This is a genomic window from Zobellia nedashkovskayae (assembly GCF_015330125.1).
GTDB lineage: Bacteria > Bacteroidota > Bacteroidia > Flavobacteriales > Flavobacteriaceae > Zobellia > Zobellia nedashkovskayae.
Genome location: NZ_JADDXR010000002.1, coordinates 4,080,316 through 4,098,283, shown reverse-complemented (window position 1 = coordinate 4,098,283; position 17,968 = coordinate 4,080,316). Strand labels below are relative to the sequence as shown.

At 35.3% G+C, this 17,968-nt stretch carries 19 protein-coding genes; 4 read left to right on the top strand and 15 right to left on the bottom strand.

Annotated elements, in window-relative coordinates; all coding sequences use genetic code 11:
* Nucleotides 1-95 precede the first annotated feature (95 nt).
* Nucleotides 96-869, bottom strand: a complete 774-nt coding sequence (locus IWB64_RS16840; RefSeq protein WP_194535120.1) for a TIGR03915 family putative DNA repair protein — start codon at nucleotides 867-869, stop codon at nucleotides 96-98.
* Between the two features lie 45 nt (nucleotides 870-914).
* Nucleotides 915-2,183 carry a putative DNA modification/repair radical SAM protein gene (locus IWB64_RS16835; protein WP_194535119.1) on the bottom strand — a complete coding sequence of 423 codons (1,269 nt, stop codon included), beginning with the start codon at nucleotides 2,181-2,183 and terminating at the stop codon, nucleotides 915-917.
* A 168-nt stretch (nucleotides 2,184-2,351) separates the two neighbouring features.
* On the opposite strand from IWB64_RS16835, the gene IWB64_RS16830 reads away from it, so the two are divergent.
* Entirely contained in the window at nucleotides 2,352-3,116 is a 765-nt protein-coding gene (locus IWB64_RS16830) for an XRE family transcriptional regulator (protein WP_194535118.1), read from the top strand.
* 9 nt (nucleotides 3,117-3,125) lie between these two features.
* Here the strand turns inward: IWB64_RS16830 and IWB64_RS16825 are convergent, their stop codons facing one another.
* From IWB64_RS16825 to nfsB, 11 genes are all read right to left on the bottom strand, one after another.
* Entirely contained in the window at nucleotides 3,126-3,560 is a 435-nt protein-coding gene (locus IWB64_RS16825; protein WP_194535117.1) for a GNAT family N-acetyltransferase, read from the bottom strand.
* Nucleotides 3,561-3,677: 117 nt separating this feature from the next.
* A complete protein-coding gene (locus tag IWB64_RS16820) occupies nucleotides 3,678-4,055 on the bottom strand; it encodes a nuclear transport factor 2 family protein (RefSeq protein WP_194535116.1) in 378 nt (125 codons plus the stop codon).
* Nucleotides 4,056-4,093: 38 nt separating this feature from the next.
* Nucleotides 4,094-4,714 (bottom strand): MarC family protein, encoded by a 621-nt coding sequence (locus tag IWB64_RS16815; RefSeq protein ID WP_194535115.1) that lies wholly within the window; start codon nucleotides 4,712-4,714, stop codon nucleotides 4,094-4,096.
* A 119-nt stretch (nucleotides 4,715-4,833) separates the two neighbouring features.
* A complete protein-coding gene (locus tag IWB64_RS16810) occupies nucleotides 4,834-6,324 on the bottom strand; it encodes an aldehyde dehydrogenase family protein (protein WP_226975920.1) in 1,491 nt (496 codons plus the stop codon).
* Nucleotides 6,325-6,349: 25 nt separating this feature from the next.
* Nucleotides 6,350-7,288, bottom strand: coding sequence for an NADP-dependent oxidoreductase (locus IWB64_RS16805; protein WP_194535113.1), 939 nt, complete (start codon nucleotides 7,286-7,288; stop codon nucleotides 6,350-6,352).
* Nucleotides 7,289-7,306: 18 nt separating this feature from the next.
* A complete protein-coding gene (locus tag IWB64_RS16800) occupies nucleotides 7,307-8,878 on the bottom strand; it encodes a carboxymuconolactone decarboxylase family protein (RefSeq protein ID WP_194535112.1) in 1,572 nt (523 codons plus the stop codon).
* Nucleotides 8,879-8,885: 7 nt separating this feature from the next.
* Complete coding sequence (gene budA, locus IWB64_RS16795; protein ID WP_194535111.1) at nucleotides 8,886-9,743, bottom strand: acetolactate decarboxylase; 858 nt, start codon at nucleotides 9,741-9,743, stop codon at nucleotides 8,886-8,888.
* Nucleotides 9,744-9,774: 31 nt separating this feature from the next.
* Entirely contained in the window at nucleotides 9,775-10,398 is a 624-nt protein-coding gene (locus IWB64_RS16790) for a putative quinol monooxygenase (protein ID WP_194535110.1), read from the bottom strand.
* A 29-nt stretch (nucleotides 10,399-10,427) separates the two neighbouring features.
* Nucleotides 10,428-11,276 (bottom strand): hypothetical protein, encoded by an 849-nt coding sequence (locus IWB64_RS16785; RefSeq protein WP_194535109.1) that lies wholly within the window; start codon nucleotides 11,274-11,276, stop codon nucleotides 10,428-10,430.
* A gap of 3 nt (nucleotides 11,277-11,279) precedes the next feature.
* The gene (locus IWB64_RS16780; RefSeq protein WP_194535108.1) at nucleotides 11,280-12,209 is read right to left on the bottom strand and encodes an alpha/beta fold hydrolase; all 930 of its coding nucleotides are present in this window, start codon (nucleotides 12,207-12,209) and stop codon (nucleotides 11,280-11,282) included.
* A 21-nt stretch (nucleotides 12,210-12,230) separates the two neighbouring features.
* Nucleotides 12,231-12,884, bottom strand: coding sequence for an oxygen-insensitive NAD(P)H nitroreductase (gene nfsB, locus IWB64_RS16775; RefSeq protein ID WP_194535107.1), 654 nt, complete (start codon nucleotides 12,882-12,884; stop codon nucleotides 12,231-12,233).
* Between the two features lie 265 nt (nucleotides 12,885-13,149).
* Between nfsB and IWB64_RS16770 the strand changes: the two genes are divergently transcribed.
* Complete coding sequence (locus IWB64_RS16770) at nucleotides 13,150-13,533, top strand: winged helix-turn-helix transcriptional regulator (protein WP_194527174.1); 384 nt, start codon at nucleotides 13,150-13,152, stop codon at nucleotides 13,531-13,533.
* 152 nt (nucleotides 13,534-13,685) lie between these two features.
* On the opposite strand, the gene IWB64_RS16765 is transcribed toward IWB64_RS16770, so the two are convergent.
* Complete coding sequence (locus IWB64_RS16765) at nucleotides 13,686-14,897, bottom strand: winged helix-turn-helix domain-containing protein (protein ID WP_194535106.1); 1,212 nt, start codon at nucleotides 14,895-14,897, stop codon at nucleotides 13,686-13,688.
* Nucleotides 14,898-15,124: 227 nt separating this feature from the next.
* On the opposite strand from IWB64_RS16765, the gene IWB64_RS16760 reads away from it, so the two are divergent.
* Both IWB64_RS16760 and IWB64_RS16755 read left to right on the top strand, forming a co-directional pair.
* Complete coding sequence (locus tag IWB64_RS16760; RefSeq protein ID WP_194535105.1) at nucleotides 15,125-16,423, top strand: serine hydrolase domain-containing protein; 1,299 nt, start codon at nucleotides 15,125-15,127, stop codon at nucleotides 16,421-16,423.
* Between the two features lie 311 nt (nucleotides 16,424-16,734).
* Entirely contained in the window at nucleotides 16,735-17,556 is an 822-nt protein-coding gene (locus IWB64_RS16755) for a hypothetical protein (protein ID WP_194535104.1), read from the top strand.
* Between the two features lie 26 nt (nucleotides 17,557-17,582).
* Here IWB64_RS16755 and IWB64_RS16750 read toward each other — a convergent pair whose 3' ends face one another.
* A complete protein-coding gene (locus IWB64_RS16750; protein WP_194535103.1) occupies nucleotides 17,583-17,963 on the bottom strand; it encodes a Fur family transcriptional regulator in 381 nt (126 codons plus the stop codon).
* Nucleotides 17,964-17,968 lie beyond the last annotated feature (5 nt).

Below are 17,968 nucleotides of genomic sequence, written 5' to 3'. Positions count from 1 at the left end.
GTGGAAAACACCTGAAATAAAGGGAGTAACTCACTTATGAGTTAATGTTTTATTCAATAAAAACCATATTCTTTAACAGTTAAATGAACTAGGAACTATACCACCTTTTTCTCACTTAAATATTTCCAATAACGTTTTGGAACGTGTTGTTTGTGAAGTTTTAAATTAATGCGCGATTTGATGTTTGTACTTTTAAAGTAATTGTTCCAAAGGTCTTGGTAGTTGTATTCTTCATCACCAAAATGAGCGCTTTTATTCAAACTGTTGGTGTGGATTTCATCAAGGTCTAGGGAAACAACTTCAACTTGATTTAAATCATAAAAAATACCGTACTTACGTTTTATATCATAGATAAGCCATTGCTGGTCTGCATATCTAGACCTAAAATGTTTAGAGATTAAAGGCAAAACATCAAAATCCGGTTCTATATTGGCGAAATAGATTTCATCTTTAGTTAATTGAAACCGTACAAAAGCCTCCATACGATGTTTTTCTCGACCAACGGACCTTGCCAATTGACTTGTCTTTAAAACGATATCATCTGAGTAATCAGAGGCTATTGAAGTATTAGCAGCAAATAATTTACAAATATATCGGTACAAAACTAATTCAATGCCCTTATTCTCGCTCAAGAAAGCAAAGTAGATATCCTTAATGGCGTTGTGACTCTTTTTATGAATGCCATTCCATACTCTTTTGGCCTTGTCCATTTGCGTAAAAATGGTTTCGGGTTCGGAAAAAAGTCCATTTTGAGAGGCGGAATTCTTTTGAATATCGGCTATTTGAGACTTTTCATCAAACGCCACAAAAATAGCGGTTAGAAATCCGTTGAAGCTTCCGTCGTAAATTAAGGTTTTTGTCGCATTCATAGTTTCATATTTTGTTCTGTTCGCACTTGGTGTCAATAGGCTGATTCAACTAAACAACTGTAGTTGATTACTATACTCTTTTCTAAACTTACCGACCGAATTCTGAAGAATTAAGCCTTTTACTTTGGTTCCTTCCATATCACTATGATCCCATTTATTAGAGTCACAAATGATGAAATACTTTGCTCTGTTCAACGCCACGCCAATTTTTTGAAGATGTTCCCAGTTTAAGTTTCTAAATTTTCTTGCATTAATTATTTTATGAACGGATTTCATTCCAAGCCCTGGCACACGGGCCAAAACACTTTTATCTGCCTTATTAATATCCACAGGAAAGTATTGCATATTCCGTAATGCCCATCCTAACTTAGGGTCAACGTCCATATCCAAGTTGGGGTGGTCGTTATTTAAAAGTTCCTGAACCCCAAAGCCATAAAAGCGTAACAGCCAATCTGTTTGGTATAATCTGTTTTCCCTCAGCATAGGTACTTGGGTGCCAATAGCGGGAAGCCTATTATCTTCCGCAACGGGGACATAACCAGAATAATACACCCGTTTCATATTATAGTTTTTATAATAATGCGTGGCGGAGTACATAATATCTTTATCAGATTCTCCTGTAGCTCCAACAATCATCTGAGTGCTTTGCCCGGCCGGCGCATATTTTGGGGTACTCTTAATTATTTTCTTCTCTGATTTGTATTGGATGATTTCATTTTTAACTTTTAACATAGGCTTGGTGAAGTCTTCGTGCTTTTTATCGGGAGCCAATAGTTTGAGCCCAGAAATAGTAGGTATTTCAATATTTACAGATAACCTATCTGCATAAAGCCCAGCTTCTCGCATAAGCTCATCACTGGCACCGGGAATGGATTTTAAATGAATGTATCCGTTGAAATTTTCTTCCAATCGTAGCTTTTTTGCCACAGCAACTAAGCGTTCCATAGTGTAGTCTGGACTTTTAAAAATACCTGAACTCAAAAAAAGCCCTTCTATATAATTCCTTCGGTAAAAATTAATGGTCAAATCTACTACCTCTTGGATTTTGAAGGCGGCACGTTGTACATCATTACTCTTGCGTGTCACACAATAGGCGCAATCAAAAATACAATGGTTGGTCAACAAGATTTTCAATAAGGATACACATCTTCCGTCTTCCGTATAGCTGTGGCAAATTCCCATACCACTGCTATCTCCAAGCCCTTTTGAATTATTCTTCCGGACACTTCCGCTACTTGAACAGGACACATCATATTTGGCGGCATCGGCCAAAATGTTTAATTTTTCTTTAATTCTATCGAATGATAATGACATTGTAGGTATTTGTATTTATTCCAAATTTATGGAAAAAATCCATATTATGGATATATTCCAAATAAAACTTTGGATTATGTCCAAATTGTGTATATTTGGAAATGAAAGGGTAGTGGAGAGTTCAATGTCTATTATTGTTTTGAACAACAGAGATAATTCAAGAATTATATGGAAAATGAAATCACTTTAAAACGCTTCACCGATATACGCCGCGAGTTGGGCTATACCCAAGCGGAGTTTGCCAAGCTTCTTGGCGTATCTAGTACTACTGCGGATATAGAACGCGGGCGTACTAAACTTTCTGGTAAAGTTGTAATGGAGCTTTTAAAGCAGTTCAAAATTAATCCGCTGTGGTTGTTTGGAGATAGTGATAATCAGTATTTAGAGACTTCTAAAGTTAGCGTTATACCAAAGGTGGTTACTATAGACAATGCCGGAAATGACAACATGGTATTGGTTAATGCCAAAGCGGCTGCCGGTTATCCTCAAAACATTGCAGATACCAGCTGGTACGAACAACTGCCTGCTTTTGATTTGCCTATTCCTGAATTTAGAAATGCTACGTACCGTGGTTTTCAGGTTGATGGAGATAGTATGTTACCCAATTTAAGATCTGGGGAGTGGGTTTTAGCCAAGGCAGTAGAACATATTGATGATGTAAGCCAGAATAAAATGTATGTAGTGGTCTTAGAAGATGCCGTTTTGGTTAAAAAAGTGGAGAAACGACCTAATTCAAATAACGTTACTTTGGTATCTCTTAATGAAACTTATCCGCCTTATGACATCAAACCTTATCAAATACAGGAAATTTGGGAAGTGAGCAGTAGAATTACATTTGGCGAAGATGCTACCACAGAGAAAGGTCTTTTAAGACAATTACAAGAATCTATGGAAGAATTAAAAAGTCAGCTTCGTCATGTAAAAAAGGTGTAGCATATCTTTTTAAGATTTTGGCACTTTCAGATTATAAACTCCGCTTTCTCTTAAAGTAAAACCAAGGCTTTTGTATAGTTTAATTGCGGGTGTTCTGTGATGACCTGAGAAAAGAAGAATTTCATCCATATTTAAATGTTCGGCCTCTTTTAATAGTTTGTCCATTAGTTTTCTGCCGATTCCTTTTCCACGATGTTCGGCATCAACTACAACATCCTCGACTAATCCTCGGTAACCTGAAATTACCTTATATGTAACCAAAAGCGCTATCCCTACAATATGACCTTCTTCCTTACATGCTGCTAAAATTACATGATTGCCATCTTGAAGTATTTGATGTAACGGGCGCTGTATATTTTTGTCATTCAGCTGTTTATATAAATTCTGAATTTCTTCTTGAATTTGGTCATTAAGATCGTACTTATGTAATATTTCTATGGTCATGTTATATTAGTTTATAGATTGATAAAACTAAGAATATAATGAGAACAATAACGCTCGTATATCCTAAATTTAATACAAAAACAGAATAGGTTTAGCCGTATTTGCTTATAATCTAGTTTAATACATGGTGTTTGGGTTTGCCGATTTTTTAGGAATTTGCTGGATGGAATCCCAATGCTCACAAATTTTTCCATTTTCATCAAACCGAAAAAAGTCCATTGTTATGTATTGATCATCATCTGGCCAGACTTGATGCGTGTGAAGAGCAACTAAATTGCCTTCTGCTATACTTCGGACAAAATCAATAGATTTTTCTGGGTACTCTCGATTCATTCTTTCAAAATAATCTATAAAACCCTGTGGTCCATTGGCAACATCTGGATTGTGTTGAATGTATTGACCTCCACAAAATTTATCAATAGCTTCTTTTGGGTTGCCTTCGTATGCCATTCTATAGAAAGCAATGGCGTTTTTCTTATTTTCTGATTTATTCATACAAGTAAACTTTTAAAAACGTCTTAAGTGATTTGATGTTAGGCGGTAAACTCAAATGATATCTTAATCCCTTGTATAATCATGTCGGTTCCTATAATGGCAATAATTAGCCCCATAATTTTACCAACTACAGATATTACGTTGTGGCCTATTTTCTTAATCACTAATTCACTTAACATGAATGAAAAATAGGTTAGCCAGCATAACAGCCCGAAAATAAATATAACCACACCAATCTTGAGGTAGCCCGCATTTGAAACGAAATTCATTCCGGTAACGATTGTTCCTGGTCCTGCTAAAATGGGTATAGCCAATGGAGATATAGCAAGATCCTCGTCTATATGCGTATCCGTTAAATGTTTTACATTAGACTTTTTAGATTGAAGCATATCAAAACCTACAAAGAAGATTAGAATACCTCCAGTAATCTTAAAAGCAGGTATTGTAATTCCGAAAAGAAGAAATATAAATTTCCCGAGAACAAGGAATATAGTAACGATAATAAAGGCTGTTAATGTTGCCTTTTTACTAATTGTCCGTTGCGTTTTTCTGTCAGCACCTCCAACCAATGATAAAAATATAGGTATATTAGAAAGCGGATTCATTATGGCGAAAAAACCAGTGAATACGGTGATTGAAAAGGTAATAAGGTTATCCATTTATAAGTTACGGTTTCTTTAAATATGATTTTGATCACAAGTTAGCCAAAATAAATATATGCTAGGGTAGGTGTAGCGCCTGGCCCTAGCATATAGTATTGAAATTAAATTATTCTATTTTACTGAAAGTCAGCTGCTTTAAAAGGATATTTTCTTGGTGTTTTTTGAATTGTAATCCAATGTGCAACGGTAAATGATTTTACACCCCATTGTCCATTAAAACGTCCTAGACCTGAGTTTTTAACTCCACCGAATGGTGCATAGGCACTGTCATTTACCGGCTGATCATTAATATGTGTCATACCAGCTTCAATGCCTTGTGCAAATGCCATTCCTTTTGCTTCGTCTTGTGTAAACACAGAGCTAGATAAACCGTAATCTGTAGCATTTGCTAATCGTAGCGCATCTTCTGTATCTTTTGCTCTAGCAATAGACACTGCTGGTCCAAAAATCTCATTTTGAAATAATGGACAGTTTTCGTCTACATCTACAAAAACGTGTGGCGGCATATGTAAACCTTCAGCTTCACCACCTAATGCCATTTTGTAACCTTGTTCTTTTGCATCGTCTATTAACCCTTTAACAGTATTAAACTGATTTTGATCAATAATAGGACCTACAAATGTATCTGGATCATTCATATCCAATCGTTTTAAGGTTTTTACTTTTGCTATAAACTTTTCTGTAAATTCGTCATAGACTTTATCTTCAACGATAATTCTATTGATAGCCATACAGATTTGACCTTGGTTCATAAATTTACCCCAAGCAGCAGCCTCAACCGCCTGATCAATATCTGCATCTTCTAGCACCACAAACGGACTGTTACCGCCCAGTTCTAACTCGATATTTTTAATGATATCTGCTTCCAGAGCATTTTTACCAACTTGACGACCAACTGGTGTTGAGCCTGTAAACGAAATTAGTTTTGAAATTGGATGCTTTGTAATTGCCGTACCAATAGTACTTCCTCCACCAGGCAATACACTTAATAACCCTTTAGGGAAACCTGCCTCTTCTAAAAAAGACGCAAAAATTAATCCGCCTGTTACTATAGACGTTGATGCCGGTTTTAACACCACAGCGTTACCAACTGCCAATGCTGGACCTAAAGTACGCGCGGTTAATTGACCCGGGAAATTCCAAGGAGAAATTAAACCAATAACACCTAAAGGTTTTCTAACTGCGATAGATTCTTTGCCATCAATATCTTGTGGTAATATTTTACCTTCTACTAATAATGGTAAATGCACAGCACTTTCAAAAACGCTAGCTACTAATTCTGCTTCAAAATATCCTTTTGCTAAGGTCGCTCCTACTTCTTTTCTTGCCCATTCTGCAAACTCTTGCTTTCGGCTTCTAACTACTTCGGCTAGTTTAAGCATCATTCTACTCTTTTCAGGAGGTAGTACAGCTGCCCATTTTTTCTGCGCAACTGCTGCTTGTTCAAAAGCTTCATTTACATCATCTGTGGTAGCTCCATTTAAAGAGAATAACTCCTCTTGGTTCCAAGGGTTAATATCTTTAATTGCTGGTCCTTTTCCGTCTTTCCATTCGCCACCAACAAATATTTTTCTCGTATAGTTCGGTAATTTATCTTGTGTTTTCATTTTCATTGTGTTTTAATAGTTGATACTAAAATGTTACGATTACTTTACCCACTGTTCTTCCTTTTTCAACTTCGGTATGGGCAGCAGCCATATCTTGAAAAGCAAACGTTTTGTAAATGTTTGGTTTAATGCTACCGTTTTCTAACATTTCTTTTAAGGTGTTCATATCTTCAGCACTAGAGTGTACTAAAATGTCTGAAACGGTTTTGTTCTCCTTTTTAACTGATGCTTTTAAGTCATCTAAGTCCATGCCTACTGTTGTATAAGCTGTTCCACCGCTTTTTAAAACTTTTACGGAATTTTCTAATACTTCACCACCTTGCGTATCTAACACAAAGTCGATATCAGATAAAATTTCTTCAAACTTTTCAGTATGATAATCTATTGCGTTATCTGCTCCAATAGACATAACAAATTCAGTGTTTTTTGCAGAAGCAGTAGTATTCACAAAAGCACCCATTGCTTTTGCTATTTGAATCGCAAAATGCCCGACACCACCAGAACCTGCTTGTACCAGTACTTTATCACCTTTATTAATTCTTCCTTCTAAGATCTGCAATGCAGTTAGAGCAGCTAAGGTTGTAGCAGCAGCCTCTTCAAAAGAGACGTTGTCTGGCATTGTAGCTAAATGTGCTTCTGGCGCAGCAACAAATTCCGCGTAAGCGTTACCTACACCAGGGAAGTTTACCATACCAAAGACATTGTCGCCTATTTTAAAATTGGTAACATCAGTACCGACTTCTGTTACGGTTCCTGCTATGTCCCAGCCTAAAATAACAGGTCGTTTTTCACCATACATTATATTCAGCATCTTATCTTGATACTTTGGTTTTACATCTGCCGGGTTTAATGAAATAGCCTTTACCGCTACTAATACCTCGTTATCTTTTATGCTTGGTTTTGCTACTTCTGCTAAATGAAGGTTTTCTGGTCCTCCTGCTTTTTCTAATACTATTGCTTTCATAGTGTTTCTATTTTTTAATTATTTTTTATTGTAGACAATGGTCATTCCCTTGCCTTGCTTAAGTGTTAAGCGCATTTTGGTATCTGTAACTTCAATTACAAGTTCATCATACCCTAAATCCATATCTCCGATTTTGCTTGTTCTGGTGAAGAAATTATTTTTCCAATCCCAAGTTCCTGTCAATACTTTACCTCCAAAAACTCCAAATATTTGTCCGTCGTGAGTAGCAACAGATTGCCCGTCTTTGTCACCATAAAAATTATCGGCAGCTATCTTTAAATATTCTTCTTTTGTGTTTATTCTTTTCCAATTTTCATCTACAGGTATAGCTTCACTAATCGTTGATGGAAGTGTGTAAGATGCTATTGAATTATTAAATAGAACCGGAGTAAATAACACATTGTTTTCTATAGTAATATCCGCTAAACCTTTCGGAAAGTTTCCAATTAATTGTCGCGTATTCTCATTTATAAAAAACAAGTCACTAACCGTACCTCCTGTTACTAAAAAACCATCATTAACAGCAGTTAAACCGTCTAAAGCTCCTAGTTGATAACTGCTTTTAAACCGTGTTATCGTTTTATCTTTTAGGTTAACTTTATATAGACTGCCGAACTTATCTGGTGAAATTTCTAAAGTCAATTCTTCACCAAAATTTGCAATAACCAAGTCTTCATTTTGAATATAAAGTCCGTTTGGATGCTTAATTTCTGGGGATTGAAACCAAACCTCTAATTTGTTATTTACTAATGTGAAAATCTTACCACTTGCTATATCAGAAATAAAAACCTGTCCGTTTTTAGAAACCACGACATCATTTAATGACACAACATCTGGAGAAGTAATGCTATTTACGACTTTACCATTTTTAACATTGATAATATGAAGCTCCTTACCATCGCCTACGTATAATTTGTCCCGATATAATGCCAAGCCTGCAGGCGAATTTAAACCAGTTACCCATTTATAATTATCAACTTTTCCGTCCTTTGAAATTCTACTTATATACCCTTTGTTATTTTGATTTACATTAGAAACATATAACCAATTCTCTGTTGGTGATGCCACAATAGACTCAGGCATAGAAAAGCCATCTAACTCCCAGTTTTTAACTAATTGTTGTGTTGTATTTATGTATTTAGATGCCGTATAGTTTGTTTCTTCTAAAACTTCCTTTAAAGTAAAAATGCCATTATTTGCAGCAGGAAAGCCCGTATACAAGCTTAATAAAATCATAGTTTCTGAAATCTCATTTGGCGTAGCACCTAAATTTAAGGCAGCCTTTATATGCGACTTTAACTGCGATTTTGCATTAGCTTGTGTAGTAAGACTAGCAATTATTAATAATTCTTTGGTTTTAAAATCTATGCCTTTTCTGTTATAAACTTCTCCAAAACCATAGCGAATAATATAATCTGCCATATCTGGAGAGACACTATTAAAAGCTGCTTCTAATCCTTTTGAAGCGCCTTCACCATTAACCTCGTTAACAATTTTTACGCCTGTTTTATAGTTGTCTTCTTTAGTGTTTTGCGCAATACCTGCAAAAGAGAAAGACAATGCTAAAACTAAAATGATGTACTTTTTCATAACCTTTTTATTTGCCGTTTTGCTTTGCAGTTGCTTTTGGTGAGGCACCTTGCTTCAACGTTTTGTTTCTGAATTTTTCGGTTTGAGGAAGCTGTAGGTTTACTTGGTTTATTTCTTGAATTTCTACTTGAAGTTTGTCAAACTTGATATCTTCTAAATGTCCTCCCAGTGTTATATCTTCAGATAAAAAGTGAAAGTGCATTCCCGGAATCACTACATTTCCAATATAATCTGGCGTAAATAAACCTACTAAAGTTCCTTTGATATTTTCTCTAGTATACATTACTCTTGTATCTAAATATTCAAAAAGAGAGACATCTTCGTTTTCTACTTTATGTGCAGATGCCATTTTTAGATATCCAAACTCTCCTTTAATTCTGTAAGCATAAAAACTATTTTTAGAAGTAGAGTATTTTTGAAGCTCTTTATTTAGTTCTTCGTATGAAGTAATGTTTTCAACGGTTACCGTTTTTTTAGGTTGAAAATTTATCATCGTCATATTAGGTGATTCTAAATCTTCTGGCGCCTCTTTAATTCCGCCTTCCGCATCAATAGTATATACCACACCATCTACAGCAACCAACTCACCTGCTAGGTGATTTACGGTACCAATACCAATATTACCTTGCTGTACCATTTGTTCTGGCGTAAAATCACCTTCATATATACTATTTAACAACGCAACCGTTGGCGCATATTGATGAATGGTATTTTCTGTATGTGGTGCTAATCCGTTTTCATCCACATTGTGTGGATGCGGATGTTCGTGATCCTGCGTTTCTGTAGTTGAAACTGCTTCTTTTTTGTCTTGATTTCCGCAGCTTGCTAAAATCGCCAAGGAAACTAATAGAATTGCTTTTTTCATAAGAGTGCTTTTAGTTGATTATTAATTTCTCTTAAATTTCTGTAACGAAATTCATATACTGCTTTAAGTCACCAATGACAGCTTCTTCCATTAGTTTGCCTGTTTTTACTGCATAAGGTTGATTAAAGTGAATGTCCCAAACATCAGATTCTTTTCTCCAATGCTCGTAAACCGCTAGGGTATCTTCCTGATCATCTACTGTGTATAAATCAAAAAGGATGTTGCCTTCTTCCTCTTTTCTTGTGTGGGTAATGTGATCTTCAAACTGCTCTATAAGTGCTTCTCTAAATTCAGTTTTTAATTTAAAAATGAAGAAAATAATAAATACTTCATCTTCAGGATTTGCAGATTTAGAATGATCTGGAAGCGGATTTGTATCGCCTAAAAAGTAGAAATCAGGAGCCATTTGTAACGCAATTTGCCCTACTTCCATTAACTTTTTGGTATGTGGCTCTTTATCGTGAGATGTAATAGCAGCCTTGTCTGCCCAACGTTCGTAAACAAAAAACACATTGTCTTCTTGTTTAGAAACAAATACTCTAATCTCTTTATTACCAGTTTCTTTTTGGGTTGCAGCTTGTGCTTCTTTAAGTGTTGCTGCAAACGTGTTTTTGTGTTCTGGTTTTGCTGTAAATTTTACTATTGTACTTTTCATAATAATGTTCTTTATAATTGAATTATATTTTATTTTAATGGAGTAAGTGGCACTTTTTGAATGATTGTAATCTCTTTTATTTTTGCAAACCTGTCATTTGGATTATCCTTTACTATCCAATGGTGTGCGGTAGTTGCGGTTAATTTTTGACCCTCTTTTGTTATCCCTTTCCAAACAAAATCTACATTGACTTCATATTTATTTTCTGAAATTACTTTTACAGTAAAGTTCTCTGGAAAATGACTGCTTTCCTTCAATTGTTTTGGTGTTCCATTCAACCATTGTTCTAATTGCTCTACGGTAACAATAGGTTCGCTATTTGTTGAAAAATTAAGTTTAAAATCATCTGCTAATACCTCTTTAAAAGGCGCAACATTACCATCTAACTGTTCCATATTTAAGAGCCAGTAGTGCATAAGAGATAACATTCGGTTTTCTGGATATGCATCCTCAAATGTTTGATCTTTAATCTCGCCAGTAGGCTTAATATTGATTTCTGTAAACACAGGTAAAAGCGCACCAGGAACCTCTTTTAAAAATGTGCTGTAATGCAAAGGATAACTATCATTAGAACCGTCTGACTTTAAATTTTGATATATAATATCAGCTTCTAAATTAACAGTACCGTTCTCTAATTTATTAACTGCTATATTTTGAATATGATGCGCATTCTTCCATCCTTTATAAACTTTTAATCTTTCAGGATAATTCGCTTTGCCTTGCATTTCTCCAGCTGCAGATTTCATTTTTATATCATCTGCTAAAATTTCTAACTGATTTTCTAGTCGCTGTTTGTTTTCAAAATCACGTTCATAAAAAAGATACCAACGGTGATATTGTACGATAGCTGCGTGAACAATTTTTGTATCTGTTTCCATAATTTATTTAGTATTAGAAATGAATTTTTTAATATCATTAGTCACTTCTTCTGGAACTTCTAATTGAGGTGAATGCGAAGCGTTTTCAATAACGACTAACTTCGCATTTGGGATTTGATCTCTATAGTACTCTGCCACATTAAACTTTACCACTTCATCGTGTCTACCTTGTAAGACCAACGTTGGTATTTTTATAGATTGCACATCATCTTTAAGGTTGAAATATTTTCCGTTTTTAATTGCAGGAATTAAAGAACCATCTACGAAGTCTTTACTATTGTTTATGGTTTCTATCATGTAATCGGCTATAGGTCCAGGAAGGTCCGGCACTTTATAAAAGACGCGAGAAAGCACAGCATCCAATTCTTCTTTGTTTTTAATTTCTTTACCAAAACCACCATACACCACGTGGTCATCTATTTTAATACCCGCAGCATCTAGTAAGATCAAATTGGTAAGGTCATTAGGGTATTTAATGGCATATGCTGCAGCGGTATGTCCGCCCATTGAGTTACCAACAAGGTTAAATTGACTTACGCCAAGTTTTTCTAAAAAGGATTTCAGAAAAGTGGCTTGACCGTCTATAGAATAATCAAGTCCTTCTTTTCTTTCATTTTCACCGTGACCCGCTAAATCGGGTAGAATTAAATGATAGTCTTCTGATAAAAATTTAGCCGTTTGTAAAAAACTACTTTTATCATCTCCCATACCGTGAACAAGAACAAAGTCTGGCTTATCATCTTCCCCTTCACTTTCATAGAAATAAACAGTGTAGCCATTTATTTCAATCGTTTTTTTCTCAAGACTGGCAGCACGAGCATAACTGGCATTGGTTTGGTCTACAAGAACCTTTGGAAAAAAGAAGTATATGACTGCTACAACAATCACTAATACTCCAATAATTCCACCAATAATTTTTAAAAGCTTCTTCATGTTTTTAGGTTTAATTATTGATTATAGCTGAGTAATAACTGTTTCTTCAGGAAACCTTGACTTTGGTAATTTTGCATTAAAGTCACTGTCTTTTCTATAACCTAAAGACACAACCGCTAGAGCAGTGAAGCCTTTTTCGCGTAAGCCAAACTCTTCATCTAAGGCTTTTACATCTACACCTTCCATTGGGCAAGCATCAATACCTAAGGCAGCTGCACCTAATAAAAGTGCGCCCATATTTAAATACACTTGTTTTTCCATCCAGTGTGGTAAATCTTTAAGATCGTAGCGGTGAATGTTTGCAAATAGCATACGGCCACCGTGCATTTGATCTTTATACTCTTGTTCTGCAAAGCGTCCATCTTGGTCTTCTTGTTCTAGAATGCTGTTCATATAATCATCGTCTGCATCTGTGCGAGCTGCGATAACAATTACGTGAGATGCGTCTAAAACTTTTGGTGTGTTGAATTTGAAAAACCCTTGTGTCCCTTTTGCAATTCGTTCTTTGCCTTCTTGAGTATCTGCAATTAAAAAATGCCAAGGTTGTAGGTTTACGCTAGACGGACTTAAACGCAGTACATCTTTTATCTGTTGAAAATCTGCATCTGATATTTTCTTAGTTGCATCAAATTCTTTTGCTGAGTAGCGGTTGCTTAATATTTCTGTTAGATTCATTTTACTGTTTATTTTATATTGATTTAATTAAACTATCAAAATTATAGTTACAAAAGTAAATATAGTAATGATGCAAAACAATATCGGTCATAAAGTATAGTATAAATATGTTTTGTTAGTAATTGATAATCAGTTGTTTAAAATTAAAATATTTACTATCAAAAATATAGTTGCATACTTAATTAAAGCGTTATAACTTTGTATTAAGAATTAAGAAACGACTACATAACCCTAGTAACTGTTATGTTTCAAATAATATTTAAAAATGGACAGAAAAGAACTGTTTGAAAAAAAGCCAAAGATTAAAATCAATAATAAAATTTCATTTTGCCCAACAAGCGCAGCAATGGAATTAATTGGCGGTAAATGGAAGAGTGTCATACTAACTCATTTAATAGGCGATAAAAAACGCTATAATGAATTACGCAAGGAAATCCCTGGTATCACTGAACGAACGCTTAGTTTACAGCTAAAACAATTGGAAGCTGATGGAATGGTAAACAGAAAAGTGTTTACTAAAAAACCACCTTTAAAAGTAGAATATACCCTTACGGAGTTTGGACAAACATTGGTTCCAATTCTAAACCTAATTGTTGATTGGGGATTACAGGCGGCAGAGACTAAAGGTGAGTTTTTGTTTGAAGAATGAGTTTGATTAACAATTGAATAAATTGGATTTTTATAGCACAAAAAGTGCTTTGTACTATCTTTAAAACGCTTTAAAAGAGCGTCCTAACTCTGTAAAAAAAGGGAAAGTAAAAAAGTGTGATATCGTAATAGTGAAGAATACTCAATATAATTTCACTGAATGACTAAATGGGGGAATCTGCTTTCAGATTCAAATCTAAAAGATGAAGGAACTGTACGGTGTAACAGAACGCTAATACAATTATTAAACTCCATAAACAATTGTAATTCTTTATTAAATGCATCTGCAAAAGTCTCGGTATTTCTTAAACTAGGCTCTAAAGTCAGCTGGTGAATATGTAAAACTTTCTTTTTCCTATCCACTTTACTGTCCATTCGGGCAACCAATTTTCCATCCCACAAAATGGGTAAAGTAAAATACCCATGTATGCGTTTATGTTGTGGCACGTAACATTCCAAAAGATAATCAAACCCAAAAATCTCTGACGTTCGTTTTCTTTGAATTAGCAAATTATCAAACGGAGATAAAATATTAAGTTTCTTTCGTGTCAGGGGTTTGTTTAATAGCTCATAAGACTCAGGTAAGATATAATACATGTTGTCTCCAACATGTATTTGCGCTATTTCTCCATCTGCAAGCATATTTTCTAAAGCATGAGAAACCAATGGTTTTGTGTTTTTGATGAGATAGGTCATTTCTGTTAACTTTCCCAGTCCGTTGGCTCGTAAATATTTTTTCACCAAAAACTTGCCATATTCATCATCCGTTGGAGTAGTAGTGTTCAATGAACTCGGTAAAACTCTTTCGGTAAGGTCGTATACTTTATGAAAGTTGACACGTTTTGAAATCATCAATTCACCCTCCATAAATAAATTTTCTAAAGCCTGTTTTGTAGGGGCAGTTTTCCATTCACCATGCTTCTTCCCTTTTTTATCAAAATCCTTAGCCATCAAAGGGCCTTCGGTTTTTATACGTTCAGCTACAGATTGCATAAGTTTTGTATCTCGCTTGTACCAGTGTTTTTGTTTTCCAGAAGCAATAGCTTGTTTACGAGGCAAAGTAAAACGGTAATCGGTCATAGGAAGATATGAGGCGGCATGTGCCCAATATTCAAAAACTTTCTTATCCGCTATTAATTCTTCTAAATGAGCTGATTTATATCTGGAATTCCGATTGTACAGCGTATGATGGTGTGCCCGTTCAATAACAGATATGGTATCTATTTGTACATAACCCAAATGCTCAATTGAAGAAAGTGTTGCATCTTGGGCAGAACCGACCACTTTTGGTGTAGGTAAACGTTGTGATAGCAAAACCAATTTTTGGGCTTCGCGAAGAGAAAGGCTTTCTTTTTTTAAACTCATGTATCCGTGCAGAATCAGCTTTGATAAGAATGTAAAAGTAAGCACATCATTATTTATTTTTAGGAGTTTCGTTAACTGATTCTATCAAATATGTGCTTTTATCGCACAAAATGTTAAGAAGTACATAAAAAGTAATCAAAATGAATAAGAAAAAGTGCATTTTAACCGTTATTTAAGCAATTCACCCTATTTTCGTTCATCTCAAACAACCAAAGATCCGATCATCAATGCAGAGATATAAAATTTTAATAGTATCTGCGCTCGTCGTTTTCACAATATCAGCGCTAAGTTCACGTATATTTCACTCAGAATCAACAGATATACCTCACAAGGCAGAAACCGCAGCTACTACCGCAGAAAAGGAGCCAAATAATAAGAAAGATGTTGTTCTCTACGCATCTAGACAAAAGAAATTACACACTGCATTAAATGCCTATTTTAGAAAAGCCATTGCAAAAGGAGATGTTGTTGGAGCAGGGGTGAGTATTGTAAGGGGAGATTCTATTATGATTTCTGAAGGGTACGGAAGAAAAAATAGCTTGGAGAGCAGTACTGTAAACGGAGAAACAGTTTTTAGGTTGGGTTCTTTGTCAAAAGGTTTTGCAGGTATGTTGGCTGCCAATATTAAAAGTGAAGGAAAATTAGATTGGACGGATAAAGTAAGTGATTACCTTCCTGAGTTTCAGTTGGGAGATGGGTCTAACACCAATAATGTAACATTGGCGAATGTTTTATCCCACACTTCAGGCACACCTTACCACAGTTTTACCAATCTCGTTGAAGCTGACATACCCTTAAAGGATATAGCCAAACGATTTAAAGAAGTGATGCCCATTAGCAAGCCGGGAGTTATGTATAGTTACCAAAATGCGATGTTTGCGCTTTGTGGGGAAATGATGAAAAAAGCAACGGGCCAAAAAATAAATACACTTTTGGATAACCGGTTCTTTAAGCCGTTAGAAATGTGTACTACCACTACCAATTACGAGACGCTAACTCATGAGCTTAATATTGCCATGCCTCATGTACGCATAAGAAATGGTTGGAGAGCGGCTCACTTAAGGGATAATTATTACAATGCTGTTGCAGCGGGCGGAATTAGTTCTAACGCTCACGATATGGGCAGATGGATGCGTTTTTTGTTAGGTCACAATCCTGAAATCATGAAAAGTGATGCTATTGGCGAGGCTTTCAACCCGTTTATTGAGATTGCAGGTCACAGAAAATACTACCAGAGGTGGCCAGGCCACACAAGATCGTATTATGGCTTTGGATGGAGAATTCATAAATTTATTGAAGGTGATACTAATTTTGAAAAAACTATCTGGCATCACGGCGGAAGCGTTAATAACTACAGAAACGAAATAGCGGTTTATCCAGAAGCAGATTTAGGAATTTGTGTTCTATTGAATAACAACTCTCCAATTGCCGGAACGGTAATTCCAGATTTGTATGAGATAGTTAAAGAGGTGTACAGCCAAACAGAGCCTAAAGAAGTCCAGAAGGTTTCAGTTACTTCTTTGTAACCTTAAAAATATTTTGAAAACGCTCCTTCATATGTGTTAGCATAAGAAGGAGCGTTTTTGTGTATAAATGTTTTGCGAATAAAAATAGCAAGTATGGAACTTGTAGGTTATTAGGTTTTTTAGAACAAATAAAACGCTTATGTACTTCACTTTTTAAAATTTCTATTTCAACATCAGTGGGTTTCTAGGGGTTTAGTACCTAATGATTTAGCTGATAATCAATGAGAAATGATTATTTAACAATATTTTACCTACTCGTTTTATCCTAGAGACTAATTTGTTTTATAATTTGCTTGTAGATAAAAATAAGCATGCCTTTTCGTAAACCCTATTTTGGAATTAGTTGCTTCTTATTTGTTTTATTAAATGCAAATTCTTGTTTTTCTCAAGACAAAACCAAATTACTTAAGGGGAAGGTCCAAAACGCGGCTAATGAAATTAGAGATGTGTTGGTGGTGAACCTGGATTCCAAAAAATCTACAATTACAGATTCATTAGGGTTGTTTACTATTGAAGTCAAACTAGGGGATATAGTACGGGTTTCTGCTGTTCAGTACTTAACAAAAGATATTAGTATTTCGGATACCATCTTCAATGAGAGTTTAATTAAAGTAAACCTTATTGAGAACGTTATTAATTTGAACGATGTAACCGTTACCCCTTATAATTTAACTGGGCGAATAGATCAAGATTTAAACCGCTTAGGTCTTGAGCCTATTGTTACATCAGGGTCATTAGATTTGCCCAATGCAGATTTAGATGTCATGAGCCAAAGTGAGCGTTTGCTTATAGAGGCAGATAGGGGAAAATACTTCAATTTTTATGTTATTGCTTTAACTATAAACACCCATAAAATATTGAACCGCCTTTCCGGTAGAACCAAATCTTTTGAGGAAATGATTGTTCGTGATGAAATTATGGACATGGAAAGAGAAGTCATCACAAAATTCTCTAAGAAAACCCTAGCAGAAAGTTTTGATATCCCCGAAACCAATGTTGATGGGTTTTTGACCTATTGCATGTCTCAAAACGATTTTACGACATTATCCGAAAGAGCAAATACAATAGAAATCTGGGCGTATTTGAAGGAGAGAAGCCTTGAGTTTAAAGAGACGGGATTCGTAAAAGAATAACGTAATTCTGCAGTGTTTTTAACACTTTAAATCATGCACGCTTCACATTGCCCTTGAAGCAATATCTGAGATATTTCCACTTTGCGATTCGGTATGTTGGGTATACGAATATTTATGGTCAAACAATCTACTTTTCCACAGCTAAGACATTGAAAATGAGGATGTACATCATGATGTGCGGAAGCGGAGCAACCGTTGCATTTAGCGTACCACTTAAGACCCGTTTTACCAAGAAAAGAATGCAAAATACCATCTTCCTCCAGCCTGTCCAAAACCCTATACACAGTGGTTTTATTCAAGCTAGAACTAAGACGGTCTACTAAAGTAATGACCGAAATAGCACCAGAGTTCATTTTGAATTCCGCTAGTATGGCATCTACTGATTTTGTTCTCCTGACAATTCCCATATAAC